Annotated in this window: 23 protein-coding genes; 1 reads left to right on the plus strand and 22 read right to left on the minus strand. The window is 71.0% G+C overall.

All coding sequences use genetic code 11. From position 1 onward, the window contains the following. Positions 1–321 precede the first annotated feature (321 nt). From ML5_RS02945 to ML5_RS02960, 4 genes are read right to left on the minus strand one after another with little or no spacing between them, the layout of a single operon-like run. Positions 322–1,284, minus strand: a complete 963-nt coding sequence (locus ML5_RS02945) for an aldo/keto reductase (protein ID WP_201766721.1) — start codon at positions 1,282–1,284, stop codon at positions 322–324. Between the two features lie 21 nt (positions 1,285–1,305). Next, positions 1,306–2,112: a nucleotidyltransferase family protein gene (locus ML5_RS02950; RefSeq protein ID WP_013473687.1), complete on the minus strand. Its 807-nt coding sequence runs from the start codon at positions 2,110–2,112 to the stop codon at positions 1,306–1,308. Further along, complete coding sequence (locus ML5_RS02955; protein ID WP_013473688.1) at positions 2,109–3,788, minus strand: ABC-F family ATP-binding cassette domain-containing protein; 1,680 nt, start codon at positions 3,786–3,788, stop codon at positions 2,109–2,111. The genes ML5_RS02950 and ML5_RS02955 overlap by 4 nt, the downstream gene beginning before the upstream one ends. Positions 3,789–3,829: 41 nt before the next feature. Further along, a complete protein-coding gene (locus ML5_RS02960) occupies positions 3,830–4,435 on the minus strand; it encodes a class I SAM-dependent methyltransferase (RefSeq protein ID WP_041784062.1) in 606 nt (201 codons plus the stop codon). Between the two features lie 125 nt (positions 4,436–4,560). Here ML5_RS02960 and ML5_RS02965 point away from each other — a divergent pair, with 125 nt between their 5' ends. Beyond that, positions 4,561–5,766, plus strand: a complete 1,206-nt coding sequence (locus ML5_RS02965) for a hypothetical protein (protein ID WP_304412284.1) — start codon at positions 4,561–4,563, stop codon at positions 5,764–5,766. Between the two features lie 7 nt (positions 5,767–5,773). Here ML5_RS02965 and truA read toward each other — a convergent pair whose 3' ends face one another. The 18 genes from truA to rpsH form a co-directional block, all read right to left on the minus strand. Then, entirely contained in the window at positions 5,774–6,607 is an 834-nt protein-coding gene (truA, locus tag ML5_RS02970; protein ID WP_013288610.1) for a tRNA pseudouridine(38-40) synthase TruA, read from the minus strand. A 70-nt stretch (positions 6,608–6,677) separates the two neighbouring features. Continuing rightward, positions 6,678–7,238: a 50S ribosomal protein L17 gene (gene rplQ, locus ML5_RS02975; protein WP_013288611.1), complete on the minus strand. Its 561-nt coding sequence runs from the start codon at positions 7,236–7,238 to the stop codon at positions 6,678–6,680. A gap of 34 nt (positions 7,239–7,272) precedes the next feature. Beyond that, the gene (locus ML5_RS02980; RefSeq protein WP_007073009.1) at positions 7,273–8,295 is read right to left on the minus strand and encodes a DNA-directed RNA polymerase subunit alpha; all 1,023 of its coding nucleotides are present in this window, start codon (positions 8,293–8,295) and stop codon (positions 7,273–7,275) included. A 95-nt stretch (positions 8,296–8,390) separates the two neighbouring features. After that, on the minus strand, positions 8,391–9,017 hold the full coding sequence (gene rpsD, locus ML5_RS02985; protein WP_013288612.1) for a 30S ribosomal protein S4: 627 nt from the start codon (positions 9,015–9,017) through the stop codon (positions 8,391–8,393). A gap of 14 nt (positions 9,018–9,031) precedes the next feature. After that, positions 9,032–9,439 (minus strand): 30S ribosomal protein S11, encoded by a 408-nt coding sequence (gene rpsK, locus ML5_RS02990; RefSeq protein WP_013288613.1) that lies wholly within the window; start codon positions 9,437–9,439, stop codon positions 9,032–9,034. Between the two features lie 18 nt (positions 9,440–9,457). Further along, entirely contained in the window at positions 9,458–9,838 is a 381-nt protein-coding gene (rpsM, locus tag ML5_RS02995) for a 30S ribosomal protein S13 (RefSeq protein WP_013473691.1), read from the minus strand. Positions 9,839–10,049: 211 nt separating this feature from the next. Then, positions 10,050–10,163, minus strand: a complete 114-nt coding sequence (gene rpmJ / locus ML5_RS03000; RefSeq protein WP_012184307.1) for a 50S ribosomal protein L36 — start codon at positions 10,161–10,163, stop codon at positions 10,050–10,052. Between the two features lie 92 nt (positions 10,164–10,255). Then, entirely contained in the window at positions 10,256–10,477 is a 222-nt protein-coding gene (infA, locus tag ML5_RS03005; protein ID WP_007073013.1) for a translation initiation factor IF-1, read from the minus strand. Between the two features lie 232 nt (positions 10,478–10,709). Then, complete coding sequence (locus ML5_RS03010; RefSeq protein WP_030269335.1) at positions 10,710–11,255, minus strand: DUF1707 domain-containing protein; 546 nt, start codon at positions 11,253–11,255, stop codon at positions 10,710–10,712. A 72-nt stretch (positions 11,256–11,327) separates the two neighbouring features. After that, positions 11,328–12,179: a type I methionyl aminopeptidase gene (map, locus tag ML5_RS03015; RefSeq protein ID WP_013288617.1), complete on the minus strand. Its 852-nt coding sequence runs from the start codon at positions 12,177–12,179 to the stop codon at positions 11,328–11,330. A gap of 97 nt (positions 12,180–12,276) precedes the next feature. Next, the gene (locus tag ML5_RS03020; protein WP_013288618.1) at positions 12,277–12,930 is read right to left on the minus strand and encodes an adenylate kinase; all 654 of its coding nucleotides are present in this window, start codon (positions 12,928–12,930) and stop codon (positions 12,277–12,279) included. Continuing rightward, the gene (gene secY / locus ML5_RS03025; RefSeq protein WP_013288619.1) at positions 12,931–14,259 is read right to left on the minus strand and encodes a preprotein translocase subunit SecY; all 1,329 of its coding nucleotides are present in this window, start codon (positions 14,257–14,259) and stop codon (positions 12,931–12,933) included. 238 nt (positions 14,260–14,497) lie between these two features. Continuing rightward, positions 14,498–14,941 (minus strand): 50S ribosomal protein L15, encoded by a 444-nt coding sequence (rplO, locus tag ML5_RS03030; RefSeq protein WP_013288620.1) that lies wholly within the window; start codon positions 14,939–14,941, stop codon positions 14,498–14,500. Continuing rightward, positions 14,941–15,123, minus strand: a complete 183-nt coding sequence (gene rpmD, locus ML5_RS03035; protein ID WP_013473693.1) for a 50S ribosomal protein L30 — start codon at positions 15,121–15,123, stop codon at positions 14,941–14,943. The genes rplO and rpmD overlap by 1 nt, the downstream gene beginning before the upstream one ends. Further along, on the minus strand, positions 15,123–15,737 hold the full coding sequence (rpsE, locus tag ML5_RS03040; RefSeq protein ID WP_013288621.1) for a 30S ribosomal protein S5: 615 nt from the start codon (positions 15,735–15,737) through the stop codon (positions 15,123–15,125). The genes rpmD and rpsE overlap by 1 nt, the downstream gene beginning before the upstream one ends. Before the next feature lie 33 nt (positions 15,738–15,770). Further along, positions 15,771–16,160, minus strand: a complete 390-nt coding sequence (gene rplR, locus ML5_RS03045; RefSeq protein WP_013288622.1) for a 50S ribosomal protein L18 — start codon at positions 16,158–16,160, stop codon at positions 15,771–15,773. Next, positions 16,157–16,699 (minus strand): 50S ribosomal protein L6, encoded by a 543-nt coding sequence (gene rplF, locus ML5_RS03050; RefSeq protein ID WP_013288623.1) that lies wholly within the window; start codon positions 16,697–16,699, stop codon positions 16,157–16,159. Before rplF ends, rplR begins: the two co-directional genes overlap by 4 nt. 16 nt (positions 16,700–16,715) lie before the next feature. Next, entirely contained in the window at positions 16,716–17,123 is a 408-nt protein-coding gene (gene rpsH, locus ML5_RS03055; protein ID WP_013288624.1) for a 30S ribosomal protein S8, read from the minus strand. Positions 17,124–17,138: the final 15 nt, after the last annotated feature.

A 17,138-nucleotide genomic window follows, 5' to 3' on the forward strand; every position in this document is an offset into this window, starting at 1 on the left:
CCACCTGGCCGGAGCGGGCCGCCCAAGACAGCACGGGCGTCAGGAGGCCGCCCACAGACACCTATGGCGTTCCACTCGCGACTGAATCTGGCGACGAGTGGAACGCCGTGGGTGTCTGTGGGCCCTCTTGACACCCATACCGTTCCACTCATCGTGAGCGCTGCCTCTGAGTGGAACGCCACGGGTGCCTCCGCGGGCGGGCGCGCGGGCGGGCGGGCCACGGTGGGCGCACGCCGCGCGGGGCAAGCCCCGACGCTCGCACGCCGACAAGCGGGCGCACCCCCGACGCGCGAGCGGGCGCATATGTACCGGCAGGGACGGTCAGAGGATGGCGTCCAAGGCGGTCAGGTCCTCGTCGGACGGCTGCCACGTCCCGGCTTCGGCGTTGGCCTTCACCTGCTCGCCAGTGGTCGCGCCGGCGATCACCGACGTCACGGCGGGACGGGCCGCCAGGCCGCCGATGGCCACCTGGAGCATGCTGATGCCGCGCTCGGCCGCGTACGCCTCGATCGCCTCGATGACGTCCCAGCGCGCGGCGGCCAGCCGCTCGGCGTACCGGCCGCCACCGGCCAGGCGGCTGCCCGCCGGGGGCGCCTCGCCGCGCTTGTACTTGCCGGTGAGCAGCCCGTTGGCGAGCGGGAAGAACGGCAGCATGCCGAGGCCGAACCGCTCGCAGGCGGGGATCACCTCGTCCTCCACCCCGCGCTCCACCAGCGAGTAGTGGTTCTGCGCGGAGATGAACCGGGTACGCCCCTGCGACGACGCGGTCCAGTCGGCGTCGGCGATCTGCCACCCGGCGAAGTTGGAGTTGCCGAGGTAGCGCACCTTGCCGGCGGTCACCAGGTCGTCCAGCGCGGCGAGCGTCTCGTCGATCGGGGTGCCCGGGTCGGGCTCGTGCATCTGGTACAGGTCGATGTGGTCGGTGCCGAGCCGGCGCAGCGACGCCTCGACCGCGCGGGCGATGTAGCGGCGGGCGCCCCGGGCGCCGTGGTCCGGCCCGTTCGCGCCGTTCATGTCCATGCCGAACTTGGTGGCCACCACCACGTCGTCGCGGCGGCCCTTGAGCGCCCGGCCGAGCAGTTCCTCGGAGGCACCCTGCGGCTCGCCGTAGATGTCGGCGGTGTCGAAGAAGTTGATCCCGGCGTCGAGCGCGGCGTCCACCACCGCCCGGGTGCCGTCGAGGTCGAGTTTGCGGCCGAAGTTGTTGCAGCCGATACCGACAACTGACACCACGAGCCCGGAGTCGCCCAGCCGGCGATAGGTCATCTCACTCACGAGATCCACCCTATGCCCGCTGCCCGGGTGTCATCCGGGCAGCGGCAGCACCTGGTCGGCCAGCGTCCGGGCGGCACCGATCGTCGCCGCCAGTTCCTCAGGGGTACGCCCCACCGCGCCCAGCAGCGCCTGCGCCCGCTCGGCGAAGTCCGGCGGCGCACCGGGCAGGCGCCCGGCGGAGACGATCATGCCCTTCTCGTTGACCAGCCACCGCCCGGCCCGGCCGTGCAGCGCGTGGACCAGCACGCCGACCACCCGGAACAGGCAGCCCGCCACGTAGCCGGCGTCGCCCCCTGCCGCGCCCTTGGCGGCGCCGTCGAGCAGCAGCCCGGTCTCCCAGCCACCTGCGATCAGCGCGGCGCCGAGCGCGGGCGGGTAGTCGAAGGTCTCGGCCCGCAGCGCGGTCAGCTCACCGGTCGGGTCGCCGAGCACCCGCCCGAGCGCCACCTCCCCGGCGTACGCGTGCGAGTAGAAACCGAGCGGATGCCCGGCCTGCGCCTCGACCGTGTAGCGGCCGGCCCGGCAGTCCGCCCAGACCCGGTGCACCCGGTCCAGGTCGCGGTAGATCCAGTCCACCGCCACCCCGCCGACGCGCAGCCAGCCGCCCCCGTCGACCCACGGCCCCCAGCCGCCCGGGGCGGTGAGGTCCACCGGCCCGTCGGCGATCGAGGCGGCCACCGCGCGCAGCCCGGCCAGGTCCGGCGCGCCCCGGTAGTAGAGGCCCACGTCCCAGTCGGAGTCGGGCCGGTGGTCGCCGCGGGCCCGGCTGCCGCCGAGCGCCACCGCGACCACGCCGTCCACCGCGCACAGCCGGTCGGCCAGGTCCCTGTCGATCACCCCACGTCCCAGACCGGCTCCGGCGTCTCCACCACGTCGCCGTCGCCCCGGAACAGCACGAACCGGTCGAAGGTACGGGTGAACCACCTGTCGTGTGTCACCGCGACCACAGTCCCCTCGAACGCGGTCAGCCCGGCCTCCAGCGCCTCCGCCGAGGCCAGGTCGAGGTTGTCGGTGGGCTCGTCGAGCAGCAGCAGCGTCGCCCCGGACAGCTCCAGCAGCAGCACCAGGAACCGCGCCTGCTGTCCGCCGGAGAGCGTGCCGAACCGCTGGTCGCCCTGGCCGGCCAGCTCGTACCGGGACAGCGCCGCCATCGCGGCGTGCCGGTCCATGCCGGCCCGGTGGTCGTCGCCGCGCCACAGCACCTCGACGAGCGTCTTGCCCATCAGCTCCGGCCGGTCGTGGGTCTGCGAGAAGTGCCCGGGCCGGACCCGTGCGCCGAGCCGGACCACGCCGCCGTGGGCGACAGGTGCGAGCGCGGCGGCGCCGTCCACAGGCGTGTTGCCCGGCTCCGGGTCGGTGCCGCCCCGGGCCAGCAGCCACAGGAAGTGAGACTTGCCGGTGCCGTTCGCGCCGAGCACCGCGACCCGGTCGCCGTACCAGAGTTCCAGGTCGAACGGGTACGTCAGGCCGTCCAGCTCCAACTGCTCGGCGATCACCGCGCGCTTGCCGGTCCGCCCGCCGGTCAGGCGCATCCGGATGTCCTGGTCCTTCGGGGGTACGGGCGGCGGCCCGGCCTCCTCGAACTTGCGCAACCGGGTCTGCGCGGCCTGGTAGCGGGAGGCCATCCCGTCGTTGTACGCGGCCTTCTGCTTGTACATCAGCATCAGCTCGCGCAGCTTCTGGTGCTCCTCGTCCCAGCGCTTGCGCAGCTCGTCGAGGCGGGCGTGCCGGGCCACCCGTGCCTCGTGCCAGCTCGCGAAGCCGCCCGGGTGCACCCAGGCGCTGCCGCCCTCCACCGCGACGACCCGGTCGGCGGTCTGCGCCAGCAGTTCCCGGTCGTGCGAGACGTAGAGCACGGACTTGCCCGACTCGCGCAGGCGCGCCTCCAGCCAGCGTTTGCCGGGTACGTCGAGGAAGTTGTCCGGCTCGTCGAGCAGCAGCACCTCGTCGGGGCCGCGCAGCAGCAGTTCCAGCGCGAAGCGCTTCTGCTGGCCGCCGGACAGCGTGCGGACCGGCCGTTCCCGGGCGCTGTCCCAGGGCAGGTCGAGCACGATGGTGGCGACGGTGTCGAAGAGGACCTCGGCGTCGTACCCGCCGGTCTCGCCCCAGGCGGCGAGCGCCTCAGCGTACGCGAGCTGGGTCTTGGCGGCGGCGGAGCTGTACTTGCCGCGGACCTCGGCCGCCCGCATGGCCGCCTCGGTCTCGGCGAGCCGCCGCCCGGCGTCGCGCAGCGCCGGCGGCGCCAGCGACAGGGCGAGGTCGGCGAGCGTGGACTCGTCGCCGATCATGCCGATGAACTGCCGCATCACGCCCAGCCCACCGGAGCGGGCGACAGCGCCGGTCTTCACCGGCAGGTCACCGGCGACCATCCGCAGCAGCGTGGTCTTGCCGGCGCCGTTCGGGCCGACCAGCGCCACCTTGGCACCCTCACCGACCCGGAACGACACGTCGCTGAACAGCTCACGCCCGTCCGGGAGGATGTGCCCTACTCCTGCCACGTCCACGTATCCCACGCGGGCATCCTGCCCGAGCCGGGTCGGTGGACGACACCGGATTACCGGGTGACCCGCAGCACCCGGTAGCCCTTCTGGCTGGCGTGCCGCTCGACCGACCAGCCCTGCTCGACCAGCCAGCGGTGCAGCGAGTCGCCGCCGAGGTGCCGGGCGACGACCAGCCAGGCCACGCCGTCCGGGGCGAGGCGGGGCAGCCAGCGCAGCAGCAGGCCGCGCAGTTCCGGCTTGCCGATGTGGATCGGCGGGTTGGACCAGATCTGGGCGAAGGTGACGTCGTCCGGCAGTTCGTCCGGCGCGACGGCGCGTACCCGGTCGGCGGCACCGACCCTTGCCGCGTTGGCGGTGGTGAGGGCGCGGGCGCGCTCGTTGACGTCCACGGCCCAGACGGTGGCCTTCGGCGCGACAGTGGCCAGGACGCAGGTGATCGGGCCGAAGCCGCAGCCGATGTCGAGCAGCGCGCCGGTGACGTCGGCGGCCGGCAGGTCGGCCTTGCGCAGCAGTACGGCGGTGCCCGGGTCGAGCCGGTCGGCGGAGAAGACGCCGCCGGCCGAGGCGAGCGTGTAGTCGCGCCCGGCGACTGTGAACTCGACCTCGCGGGGGCGGGCCGGGGTCGAGGGCTCAGCTGTGAAGTAGTGGTCGCCGGTCACGCCCGCATTCTCGCACCGGGCCGCAGGGGTTCCGGCGACGGTGTCACGGGCGGGGTCGCACGCCACTCCGCCAGAATTTCCCGATATTACCCCTGAAAGGGACAATCAGCCCTACTCTATGCCACATGGTGTACCGGTACGAGTCCGATGAGGACGCCTTCCTGGAGTACCCGAAGCCCGGGTCGGCCCCGAACGGGCCCGCAGCCACGCCCCCGCCCGCGGGTCCGTCACGTTCCCGCTTCCCCACGCCGTCGCTGCCCCCGCCGCCGCGCCCGCAAGCGGCGCTGCCGCCGACCGGCGCGACCGAGCAGGCCGACCCCGGCGGGCAGGCGGTGGCGGACGACGCCCGCGCACCCGTTCCCGCGCCACCGGCCCCGGCGCCGACACCGGGACGGCCTGCCCCACCACGGGAGCCCTCCCCGGTGCCGCAGCCCGCGCCGCCCATGCCGGCACCCGTACCGGCGGCGGCGAACCGGCCGACGGTGCCGATCCCGGCCAGCCCCACCGCCCGCGCCGCCGACGTCTCCGAACTGCCCCGGACCCGGCGCGCCGAACGCCGCGGCGGCGGCCGGTTCTGGCAGACGCTCGTCGGCGGCGCCGCCGTACTGCTCCTGCTCTCGCTCACCGGGCTCGCCGTCGCGGCCCTGCTCGACGAACGCACCACCACGCCGCCGGCGGGCCAGCCGACCCCGCAGCCGACCGAGTCGAGCACGCCGTCCGGTGGCACCGACCTGGACTCCCGGGACACCGACCAGGCATCGCTCACCGCCAAGGAGGTCTTCCCGACCAAGGACCTGGTGGTCACCGACGGGAAACCGGCCTACCGGGTGCTGAAGACCCAGGCCAGCACGAAGTGCCAGGTCGCGGCCACCGGCGAGATCGCCGACCTGCTGGTCCGGCTCGGCTGCAACCAGGTGGTGCGGGGCACGCTCCGCTCCCCCGACGGCGACCACCTGATCACCGCCGGTCTGTTCAACCTCACCGACGTGGCCACCGCCCAGCGGGTACGCGACCGCATCCGGCCGCTGCTCGACGCGCGCCAGGGACGGTTCCGTGGCATGGCGGCGGGCGACGACACCGACGCGGTGGAGAAGGCCGCGGCCCGGGTCGCCTGGCAGGTACGCGGACACTACGTCGCCTTCTGCCTGGTCACCCGCGCCGACGGGGAACGCATCCCGAGCGACGACGCGACCGCCCGCGAGATCATGTACGACCTGGTCGAACTGCACCTCAACCGGGGTGTGCTGGACCGTCGCGCGGCGGCCGGCACGGCCGGGCAGCCCGACGCCGACTCGGCCGAGGACAGCGCCGGTCAGCGGGGCACGGACTGAGGCTGGCTCAGCCCTCGGCCACCGGCACCCGCAACCGGCGGGTCTCCTCGGCGCGGCGGGCGTACTCGGCCGGGTCGCCCGGGTAGCCCACAGCGACCAGGGCGAGGCCGTGCGCGGGCGCCACGGTCACCTCGCTGGAGCGCTCGCGGCGGGTCAGCAGGCCGGCCGGCCACTGGACCGGCCGCCGCCCGTCGCCCGCCACCAGCATCGCCCCGACCAGGCTGCGCACCATGTTCTGGCAGAACGCGTCGGCCTGCACGGTGGCGACCAGGATCCCGTCCGGGTCGCGCCGCCAGTCCAGCCGGGTCACCTCGCGCAGCGTGGTGGCGTTCTCCTTGCGCCGGCAGTACGCGGCGAAGTCGTGCTCGCCCACCAGCCCGGCAGCGGCGGCGTTCAGGGCCGCCAGGTCCAGCGGCTTCGGCCAGGCCAGGGTGTCCCCGCGGCGCAGCGGCTCGGCGCCCCACGGGGCGTCGGTGACCCGGTACTCGTAGCGCCGGAACGTGGCCGAGAACCGGGCGTCGAAGTCGGCGGGTACCTCGGTCATCGCGCGTACCCGGACGTCCGGGGGCAGGAGCCGGGCCAGCCGGCGCAACAACCGGCCCTCGTGCTCCCGCCACACGGGAGTCGGCAGGTCGAGGTGGCAGACCTGCCCGGTGGCGTGCACACCGGCGTCGGTACGCCCGGCCACCGTCAGGCCGGTCGCCGTGCCCGCGCCGAGCACCAGGTCCAGCGTCTGCATGAGCACGCCGGCCACTGTGCGCCGGGCCGGCTGGGGCGCCCAGCCGGAGAAGTCGGTGCCGTCGTACGAGACGTCCAGCCGCAGCCGGGTCCGCTCGTCCACCTCGTCCCTCCTGTCGACGGCGACGGGCCCGGCACCCCCGAAGGGATGCCGGGCCCGGTCGAGCCTGATGTCAGGCCTTGTCGTTCTCGGTGGCCTCGTCGCTGTCCTCACGGGCGGCGGCGGTGTCACCCGACGCGGAGACCGGCGCCTCGGCGTCCTGGTCACCGGCGCTGGAGCGCGGGGTCTCCTCGGCCGGGGCCAGGGCCTCGACCTTGTCCTGCTGGGCGGCCTTGCGGGCGGCGGTCTTCTTGTTCGCCTTCGGCTCGGCGACCTGAAGCTCCTCCACCAGCTCGATGATCGCCATCGGAGCGGCGTCACCCTTGCGCGGACCGGTCTTCACGATCCGGGTGTAGCCACCGTTGCGGTTGGCGTACCGGGGCGCGATCTGGTCGAACAGGGCGTAGACCACGTCCTTGTCCTTGACGACGCCCAGCACGCGGCGGCGCGAGGCGAGGTCGCCGCGCTTGGCCTTGGTGATGAGCTGCTCGGCCAGCGGACGCAGCCGCCGGGCCTTCGTCTCGGTGGTCTGGATCTTGCCGTGCTGGAACAGCGCGGTGGCCAGGTTGGCCAGCATCAGCCGCTCGTGCGCGGGGCTGCCGCCGAGGCGGGGGCCCTTGGTGGGCGTGGGCATGCTTGGTGCTCCTCAGGTGTGGCGGCAGCGCGGACTAGAGCTGCTCGGTCTCGCGGTAGTCGTCGGTGTCGTAGTCCGCCTCGCCGAAGGCGTCCACGACGTGCGCCGGGTCGAAGTTCGGAGCCGAGTCCTTCAGCCCCAGGCCCATCCCGGCGAGCTTCATCTTGACCTCGTCGATCGACTTCTGACCGAAGTTGCGGATGTCGAGGAGGTCGGCCTCGGTACGCCCGATGAGCTCACCAACGGAGTTGATGCCCTCGCGCTTGAGGCAGTTGTAGGAGCGGACGGTGAGGTCCAGCTCCTCGATCGGCAGGGCCAGGTCCGCCGCCAGCTGGGCGTCCTGCGGGGACGGCCCGATGTCGATGCCCTCGGCGGTCTCGTCCAGCTCCCGGGCCAGCCCGAACAGCTCCACCAGCGTCGAACCGGCCGAGGCCAGCGCGGTACGCGGGCCCATCGACGGCTTGGTCTCGACGTCGATGATGAGCCGGTCGAAGTCGGTCCGCTGCTCGACACGGGTCGCCTCGACCCGGTACGTCACCTTGAGCACCGGCGAGTAGATCGAGTCGACCGGGATCCGGCCGATCTCGGCGCCCGCCTGCTTGTTCTGCGCCGCGGTGACGTAGCCGCGACCCCGCTCGACGGTCAGCTCCATGTCGAGCCGGCCCTTGCCGTTGAGGGTGGCGAGCTTCAGGTCCGGGTTGTGCACCGAGACACCGGCCGGGGGCTGGATGTCACCGGCGGTCACATCGCCCGGGCCCTGCTTGCGCAGGTACATGCTGACCGGCTCGTCGTGCTCGGAGCTGACGCACAGCTCCTTGATGTTCATGACGAGCTCGACCACGTCCTCCTTGACACCGGGGATCGTGGTGAACTCGTGCAGCACACCGTCGATCTTGATCGAGGTGACCGCCGCACCCGGGATCGAGGACAGCAGCGTACGCCGCAGCGAGTTGCCCAGCGTGTAGCCGAAGCCGGGCTCCAGCGGCTCGATGGTGAACCGGGAGCGGGTCTCGTTGATCGACTCTTCGGAGAGAGACGGTCGCTGGCTGATGAGCATCTTTTCTCTTCTCTTCCGGGGCGCCCGCTATTTGACGCCCACGACACAACTGTTCCGGTGGCCCGCCCCGGAGGACGGGCCACCGCAACGAGCCCTTACTTGGAGTAGAGCTCGACGATCAGCTGCTCCTGGACCTGGGTGTCGATCACCTGGCGGGCCGGGAGCGAGTGCACGAGGATCTTCATCTGGCTCGGGATCGCCTCCAGCCACGCCGGAACGGTCCGCGAGCCGGCCTCACCCTGCGCCACGAGGAACGGGGTGAGCTCCTTGCTCTTGGCACGCACCTCGATGATGTCGTGCTCCTTGACGCGGTACGACGGGATGTCGACCTTCTTGCCGTTCACCGTGAAGTGGCCGTGCTTGACCAGCTGACGGGCCATGTCCCGGGACTTGGCGTAGCCGGCCCGGTAGACCACGTTGTCCAGCCGCGACTCGAGGATCTGCAGCAGGACCTCGCCGGTCTTGGCCTCCTTGCTCACGGCCTCTTCGTAGTAGCCGCGGAACTGCTTCTCCAGCACGCCGTAGACACGACGGGCCTTCTGCTTCTCACGGAGCTGGAGCAGGTACTCCGTCTCCTTCGTGCGGCCGCGGCCGTGCTGCCCGGGCGGGAACGGCCGGGACTCGAACGGGCACTTCGGACCATCGCACTTGCTGCCCTTGAGGAACAGCTTCATCTTCTCCCGCCGGCAACGGCGGCAGTCAGCACCGGTGTAACGAGCCATCTCTCTCTAACCTCTCAGACCCGGCGACGCTTCGGCGGACGGCACCCGTTGTGCGGCTGCGGCGTGACGTCGGAGATCTGCCCGACCTCGAGGCCGACTGCCTGCAGCGAACGGATGGCGGTCTCCCGGCCGGAGCCGGGGCCCTTGACGAACACGTCGACCTTGCGCATGCCGTGCTCCATCGCGCGGCGCGCGGCGGCCTCGGCGGCGAGCTGCGCGGCGAACGGAGTCGACTTGCGGGAGCCCTTGAAGCCCACCTGGCCGGAGGAGGCCCAGGAGATGACCGCACCGGTCGGGTCCGTGATGGACACGATGGTGTTGTTGAAGGTGCTCTTGATGTGCGCCTGCCCGTGGGCGACGTTCTTGCGTTCCTTGCGCCGGACCTTCTTGACGGCGGCTCCGGCACGAGCCTTCGGTGGCATAAGTCTGTGCGCTCCTAGTTACTTCTTGCCGGGCTTCTTCTTGCCGGCCACGGTCCGCTTCGGGCCCTTCCGGGTCCGCGCGTTGGTCCTGGTGCGCTGGCCACGCACGGGCAGACCGCGGCGGTGCCGGATACCGGCGTAGCAGCCGATCTCGACCTTGCGGCGGATGTCAGCGGCGACCTCGCGGCGCAGGTCGCCTTCAACCTTGTAGTTGCCCTCGATGTGGTTCCGGAGCTCGACGAGCTCCTCGTCCGTGAGGTCCCGAACGCGCTTGTCCGGCGAGATGCCGGTCGCGGCGAGCGTCTCCAGGGCGCGGGTGCGACCGACCCCGAAGATGTAGGTGAGCGCGATCTCCATCCGCTTCTCGCGGGGGAGATCCACGCCGACTAGACGTGCCATGTGCGGGCGTACTCCTCGTGATGTTGTGGCGGAGGTGTGGACCCGTCCCACCCCGCTACCGGCCGTCCCTGTCCTTCCGGCGTCAAGAACGCCGGCGACCGGGATCGGTCGCTGCCCGAGCGGGCCCCGGCCTCCGACCGGGGGTCAACCACGAGGGGGTACGCGCTGCGCACCCGACCGCGGCTGGGACGAGCTGGTGATGTGTGGGGCGTCAGCCCTGGCGCTGCTTGTGGCGCGGGTCGGTGCAGATGACCATGACCCGGCCGTGCCGGCGGATCACCCGGCACTTGTTGCAGATCCTCTTGACGCTCGGCTTGACCTTCACGGTTGCCTTACTTCCCATCTGGCCCGGACCCGCGACACAGCGCGACCCGGACGTCGAAGACGGACACGGAAACGTCCCGGCCGCCGTCAGGCTTACTTGTAGCGGTAGACGATGCGCCCGCGGGTCAGGTCGTACGGCGAGAGTTCGACGACGACCCGGTCCTCCGGCAGGATGCGGATGTAGTGCTGCCGCATCTTGCCGCTGATGTGAGCCAGCACCTTGTGACCGTTCGCGAGCTCCACCCGGAACATGGCGTTCGGCAGGGGCTCGATGACCCGACCCTCGATCTCGATGGCTCCGTCTTTTTTCGGCATGTCCTCCGCTGTCCTGACGTCGGTTACTCCGGACGGCCCACAACGTCTTACACGGGTGAACTGACCAAGATCAGGAAACCCGCGCCAGCCGCGGCTCCGACTCCCACCGAAGCGCAGGGTGGGCATGGCGGAGTGGACGCTGTGCGCCGATCAGAAAGTGTACGCCGACCCGTACGTGCTCGCCAAACCGACCGGCGCGACAGTCACCCGGACGGCTCGGATATGACGCAGGTCACGTCTCCGGAAGCTCGCGCTTCGCCCGCCGGCGGGCTTCCCGCTCGACCTGCTTGCGCCGCCGGCGTTCGGCGTCCTTCTCCGGCGCTCCGGTGGCCAGCCCCTGCGCGGTCTGGTAGAGCAACACGGCGCCCCACGGGCCGAGCACCCAGAGCGGCCAGTAGTCGTCGAACTCGAACTCGCCCTCAGCCAGCTGGGAGACGAACCAGATCGCGGTGAGGATCAGGGCCACCTTGAGCCACGGCCCCCAGACCCCCAGCAGCCAGGCGCTGCGCGCCCCGCTCACGGCCTCCGTGCCCGGGACCGCGACCCCGCCCTCCCCGGCCGCGCGAGGCGCCGGCAGGGGGCGCCCGGCCGGGCCGGCGCCGGGCAGGTCGGTCAGCAGCTCGTCCAGCTCGCCGTAGGTCTTCGACCCGTACGCCCGGCGCAGCCGGTCGTCGTACTCGTGCAGGTCGAGCCGGCCCTCGTTCAACGCCGCCCGGAGTCGCTCCGCGGTGGCCTCACGGTCCGCGTCGGCCGCCCGCATGCGGTTGCGCTCCTCCATGGGAGCAAGCATGTCACCCGATCGCCAGCCCGGCACGACGTGGCCGGTCATCCGGCGCGGCCGGGGCCCCGATCAGGCCGGGGAGTCCACCGACGTCTGCCGCTTGGTCACCAGGTCGCCCAGGCGGGCCCGTCCGCCGTCCTCGGCGGTCAGCACCCACACGCCGTCGTCCAGCAGCGCCATCGAGTGCTCGACGTGCACCGCCATCGACCCGTCCCGGGTCACCACGGTCCAGCCGTCGGACAGCTCGACGGTACGCGGCGAGCCCATCGTGATCATCGGCTCGATCGCGAGCGCCAGGCCCGGCACCAGGCGCGGCCCCTTACCGGGACGCCCGTGGTTGAGCACGTGCGGGTCCTGGTGCATCTCGGTGCCGATGCCGTGGCCGCCGTAGCCGTCGACGATGCCGTACCGGCCGCCCTTGCGGACCGCCGTCTCGACCGCGTGGGAGATGTCGGTGAGCCGGCCCTTGCCGGAGGCCGCACCGCGCGCCGCGGCGGCGATCCCGGCCCACATGGCGTCCTCGGCCACCGCCGTCATCCTCAGCAGCGCCGGGTCGACCTCGCCGACCGGCACCGTGACCGCCGCGTCGCCGTGCCAGCCGTCCAGCACCGCGCCGCAGTCGATCGAGATCAGGTCGCCCTCGCGCAGCACCTGCTCGGCCGACGGGATGGCGTGCACCACCTGCCGGTTGACCGAGGAGCAGATCGACGCCGGGAAGCCGTGGTAGCCCTTGAACGACGGCACGGCGCCCGCCTCGCGGATGGTCGACTCGGCGATCGCGTCCAGGTCGGCCGTCGACACGCCCGGCGCCACCGCCTCCCGCATCCGGCGCAGGGCACGGGCGACGACCAGACCGGCGGCCCGCATCAGCTCGATCTGCTCGGGGGTCTTCAGCTGGATGTCCAGCTGGGGACGGCGCATGGTGGTGGTTACCTTTCGTCACGCGTACGCGGAGCAGCGGGGCACGTCGCACGTACCCCGCTGTTCGCACTCTATCCGCCGGGTGGCGGGTGGGACCTCAGCCGCCGTACGAGCGCAGCGCGTCGATGGCGCGGACGGTGACGTCCTCCACCGGGCCGGTCGCGTCGATGCCGACCAGCTTGCCCTGGGCGCCGTAGTAGTCCACGAGCGGCGCGGTCTTCTCGGCGTACTCCCGCAGCCGGGCGGCGATGGTCTCCGGCTTGTCGTCGTCGCGCTGGAACAGCTCGGCGCCGCAGCGGTCGCAGACGCCCTCCCTGCTCGGCGAGTCGAACTCGACGTGCCAGATCTTGCCGCAGCCGCGGCAGGTGCGCCGGCCGGACAGCCGCCGGATCACCTCGTCGTCGTCGACGACCAGCTCCAGCACCAGGTCCAGCGCGGTGCCGAGGTCGGCGAGGAGCTTGTCCAGCGCGGCGGCCTGCGGCGTGGTCCGCGGGAAGCCGTCGAGCAGGAAGCCCTCGCTCGCGTCCGGCTCGGCGAGCCGGTCCCGCACCATGTTGATGGTGACCTCGTCCGGAACCAGCTTGCCGGCGTCCATGTACCGCTTGGCCTCGACGCCCAGCGGCGTGCCCTGGGAGACGTTCGCCCGGAAGATGTCACCGGTCGAGATCTTCGGCACCGAGAGGTGCGCGGCGACGAACTCCGCCTGTGTGCCCTTGCCCGCGCCCGGCGGGCCAACCAGAACGAGTCTCATCTACCGCAGGAACCCTTCGTAGTTCCGCTGCATGAGTTGGCTCTCGATCTGCTTCACGGTCTCCAGACCGACGCCGACCATGATGAGCACAGCGGTGCCGCCGAACGGGAAGTTCTGGAACTGCTGGTTGTCGAGCCAGATGAAGAAGAAGTTCGGCAGGATCGCGACGATGCCCAGGTAGAGCGCGCCCGGCAGGGTGATCCGGCTGAGGATGAAGTCGAGGTACTCGGCGGTCGGCTTGCCGGGGCGGATGCCCGGCACGAAGCCGCCGTACTTCTTCATGTTGTCCGCGACCTCGGTCGGGTTGAACGTGATCGACACGTAGAAGTACGTGAAGAAGATGATCAGCAGGAAGTAGATCGCGATGTGCTCCGGCGCGCTCGCCTTCACGATGTGGTTCTGGATCCACGCCTGGACCTTGCCCGGGTCGTTCTGATCGAAGAACTGGAGCGCGAGCTGCGGCAGGTAGAGCAGCGACGAGGCGAAGATGACCGGGATGACGCCCGCCTGGTTCACCTTCAGCGGGATGTAGGTCGACGTGCCGCCGTACATCCGCCGGCCGATCATGCGCTTGGCGTACTGCACCGGGATGCGGCGCTGCGCCTGCTCGATGAACGTGACAGCGGTGATGACCACCAGCACCAGGGCGATGACGAGGAGGAACATCCCCCAGCCCTTGGTGGTCTTGATCTTCCAGCCCTCGCTGGGGAGGCGGGCCGCGATCGAGGTGAAGATCAGCACGGACATGCCGTTGCCGACGCCCCGGTCGGTGATCAGCTCACCGAGCCACATCACCACGCCGGTGCCGGCGGTCATGGTCATGACCAGGATGCTCAGGGTCAGCCAGTTCGGGATGCCGGTGCCCTCGGGCACGATCGGGAACTGGTCGCACTGGTTGTTGAACAGCTGCCCGGAGCGGGCCAGCGCCACGAACGCCGAGGCCTGGAGGACACCCAGGCCCAGCGTCAGGTAGCGGGTGTACTGCGTGATCTTGGCCTGCCCGGCCTGGCCCTCCTTGCGGAGCTGCTCCAGACGCGGGATCACCACCGTCAGCAGCTGAAGGATGATCGACGCGGTGATGTAGGGCATGATGCCCAGCGCGAAGACCGAGAGCTGGAGCAGCGCACCACCGGAGAAGAGATCCAGCAGGTTCAGCACACCCGTGCTGCCACCCTGGATCGTGTCGAGGCACTTCTGCACGTTGCCGTACGAGACGCCCGGGCTGGGCAGCGTGGCGCCCAGCCGGTAGACCGCGATGATGCCTACTGTGAACAGCAGCTTCTTGCGCAGGTCAGGCGTACGGAACGCACTGAGAAAGGCGGACAGCAACTTCTTCCTCCTGCGCGACGCGGGCCGCCGGTGACGAGTCCCTGGCGGGGCGGGGTGTGGTGCCGGACGGAGTGTCCGGAATCCATGGCTGGGAACGGACTCTAACAGCCCGGTCCCGGTCCGGGCAGATGCGCCCGGCTACATAAACCGAATCCGATGTTACCCGGCGCACACGTGGCCGGTAGACCATGGCGCCCGCCCAGTCGCGAACAACTGAGCGGGCGCCATGAACATCGTCTTACAGCTCGGTGACCGAGCCACCGGCGGCGGTGATCTTCTCCTTGGCCGACGCGCTGAACGCGTGCGCCGACACCTGGAGGGACACGCCGCCGAGGTCGCCGGTGCCGAGCACCTTGACCGGGTGACCCTTGCGGACCGCGCCGGCCTCGACCAGCTCGACCGGGCCGACCTGGCCGCCGTTCGGGAACAGCTCGGCCAGCCGGTCCAGGTTGACCACCTGGAACACGACCTTGAACTTGTTCTTGAAGCCCTTCATCTTCGGCAGGCGCATGTGGATGGGCATCTGCCCACCCTCGAACGCCGCCGAGATGTTCTTGCGGGCCTTGGAACCCTTGGTACCGCGACCGGCCGTCTTGCCCTTCGAGCCCTCACCGCGACCCACACGGGTCTTGTCGGTCTTGGCGCCGGGAGCCGGACGCAGGTGGTGCACCTTGATCGTCATTACTCGACCTCCTCGACCTTCACGAGGTGGTTGACCGTGAAGATCATGCCGCGGATCTCCGGCCGGTCCTCCTTGACCACCACGTCGTTGATCCGCTTGAGACCGAGGGAACGCAGCGAGTCACGCTGGTTCTTCTTGGTCCCGATCTCGGACCGGACCTGGGTGACCTTCAGGCGTGCCATCAGGACGCCACCCCCGCCCGCGACGCCAGCATGGCGGCCGGCGCGACGTCCTCGACCGGCAGACCACGACGGGCCGCGACCTGCTCCGGGGACTCGAGCCCCTTCAGGGCCGCCACCGTGGCGTGCACGATGTTGATCGGGTTGGACGAGCCGAGGCTCTTGGAGAGCACGTCGTGGATGCCCGCGCACTCCAGCACGGCACGCACCGGGCCACCGGCGATGACGCCCGTACCGGCGGAGGCCGGCTTGAGCAGCACCACACCGGCGGCGTCCTCGCCCGTGACCGGGTGCGGGATCGACTGACCGATCCGCGGCACCTTGAAGAAGTGCTTCTTGGCCTCCTCGACACCCTTGGCGATCGCCGCGGGCACCTCCTTGGCCTTTCCGTAGCCCACACCGACGGTGCCGTCGCCGTCGCCCACGATCACCAGGGCGGTGAAGCTGAAGCGACGACCACCCTTCACGACCTTGGCGACGCGGTTGATCGCGACGACCCGCTCGAGGTGCGGGGTCTTCTCGACGGGCGCGTTTCCGCGGCCGCCCTCACGGCGGTTGTCGCGGCGACCACCCTCGTTGCCACCGGACCCGCCGCCACGGCGCTGTTGACCTGGCATCAGCAGCCTTCCTTCTCTCTCGTGACGGGGTTTCTAGAACTCGAGCCCGGCTTCGCGGGCGGCGTCGGCAAGCGCGGCGACACGCCCCGCGTACCGGTTGCCACCACGGTCGAAGACGACCTTCGAGACGCCGGCGGCCTTGGCGCGCTCGGCGAGCAGGGCGCCGACCTTGCCGGCCAGGGCGCTCTTGTCGCCCTCGGCGCCGCGCAACGAGGCGTCCATGGTCGAGGCCGACGCCAGGGTGTGACCCTTGGTGTCGTCCACGACCTGGGCCACCACGTGGCGCAGGGAGCGGGTGACGACCAGGCGGGGACGCTCGGCGGTGCCGCTGACGTTCTTGCGGACCCGGAAGTGCCGACGCGCACGCCCGACGGCACGCTTGGCGGCGACGCCGCGGCGGCGCTTGAGCAGCGTGGCGCTCACTTCTTACCTGCCTTTCCAGCCTTGCGGCGGATGACCTCGCCCTGGTACTTCACGCCCTTGCCCTTGTAGGGCTCCGGCGGACGGATCTTCCGGATGTTGGCGGCGACCTCGCCGACCTGCTGCTTGTCGATGCCGGCCACGTGGAACAGCGTCGGCTTCTCGACCGTGAAGGTGATGCCCTCCGGCGCCGGAACCAGGACCGGGTGCGAGAACCCGAGCGCGAACTCCAGGTCCTTGCCCTTGGCGGTCACGCGGTAACCGGTACCGGCGATCTCCAGGCTCTTGCGGTAGCCCTCGGTGACACCGACGATCATGTTGGCCACCAGCGTACGGCTCAGGCCGTGCAGCTCCTTGGCCTTGCGCTCGTCGTTGGGCCGGTTGACGTGCAGCTCGCCGTCCTCGCCCCGCTCCGCCGTGATCGGCTCGGCCAGCACGTGGCTCAGCTCGCCCTTGGGGCCCTTGACCTTGACGGTCCGGCCGTCGATCGTGATGTCGACGCCGGCAGGCACCGGGATCGACTTACGTCCAATACGCGACATTTCTACCTGTCTCCCGTTACCAGACGAAGGCGAGGACTTCCCCGCCAACGCTCCGCTTGCGGGCCTGCCGGTCGGTGAGCAGCCCCTGGGACGTCGAAATGATCGCCACGCCCAGCCCGCCGAGCACCCGCGGGAGCCCGTCCGACTTGGCGTACACCCGGAGACCGGGCTTGGACACGCGCTTGATGCCGGCCAGGCTCCGCTCGCGGTTCTGGCCGTACTTCAGCTCGACGACCAGTCGCTTGCCGACGGCGCCCTCCTCGGGCTCCTCGACCGACCAGGTGGCGATGTAACCCTCGGCCTTGAGGACCTCGGCGATGTTCGCCTTGATCTTCGAGTAGGGCATCGTCACCCGGTCGTGGTACGCCTGGTTGGCGTTACGCAGACGCGTGAGCATGTCTGCGATCGGGTCGGTCATCGTCATGAAAACTCGTCAACC

Source organism: Micromonospora sp. L5 (genome assembly GCF_000177655.2).
GTDB classification, from domain to species: domain Bacteria; phylum Actinomycetota; class Actinomycetes; order Mycobacteriales; family Micromonosporaceae; genus Micromonospora; species Micromonospora aurantiaca.

Coding starts and splice junctions, on each gene's coding strand:
- rpmD (WP_013473693.1), bottom strand. CDS start 15,123: ATGGCACGCCTGAAGGTCACCCAGGTCCGGTCCGAGATCGGGACCAAG.
- ML5_RS03010 (WP_030269335.1), bottom strand. CDS start 11,255: ATGGAGGAGCGCAACCGCATGCGGGCGGCCGACGCGGACCGTGAGGCC.
- rpsK (WP_013288613.1), bottom strand. CDS start 9,439: ATGCCACCGAAGGCTCGTGCCGGAGCCGCCGTCAAGAAGGTCCGGCGC.
- ML5_RS02965 (WP_304412284.1), top strand. CDS start 4,561: ATGGTGTACCGGTACGAGTCCGATGAGGACGCCTTCCTGGAGTACCCG.
- rplF (WP_013288623.1), bottom strand. CDS start 16,699: ATGTCGCGTATTGGACGTAAGTCGATCCCGGTGCCTGCCGGCGTCGAC.
- rpsE (WP_013288621.1), bottom strand. CDS start 15,737: ATGCCAGGTCAACAGCGCCGTGGCGGCGGGTCCGGTGGCAACGAGGGT.
- infA (WP_007073013.1), bottom strand. CDS start 10,477: ATGCCGAAAAAAGACGGAGCCATCGAGATCGAGGGTCGGGTCATCGAG.
- rpsH (WP_013288624.1), bottom strand. CDS start 17,123: ATGACGATGACCGACCCGATCGCAGACATGCTCACGCGTCTGCGTAAC.
- rplQ (WP_013288611.1), bottom strand. CDS start 7,238: ATGCCCACGCCCACCAAGGGCCCCCGCCTCGGCGGCAGCCCCGCGCAC.
- rpsM (WP_013473691.1), bottom strand. CDS start 9,838: ATGGCACGTCTAGTCGGCGTGGATCTCCCCCGCGAGAAGCGGATGGAG.
- ML5_RS03020 (WP_013288618.1), bottom strand. CDS start 12,930: ATGAGACTCGTTCTGGTTGGCCCGCCGGGCGCGGGCAAGGGCACACAG.
- ML5_RS02980 (WP_007073009.1), bottom strand. CDS start 8,295: ATGCTCATCAGCCAGCGACCGTCTCTCTCCGAAGAGTCGATCAACGAG.
- rplO (WP_013288620.1), bottom strand. CDS start 14,941: ATGACGATCAAGGTGCACCACCTGCGTCCGGCTCCCGGCGCCAAGACC.
- map (WP_013288617.1), bottom strand. CDS start 12,179: ATGCGCCGTCCCCAGCTGGACATCCAGCTGAAGACCCCCGAGCAGATC.
- rpsD (WP_013288612.1), bottom strand. CDS start 9,017: ATGGCTCGTTACACCGGTGCTGACTGCCGCCGTTGCCGGCGGGAGAAG.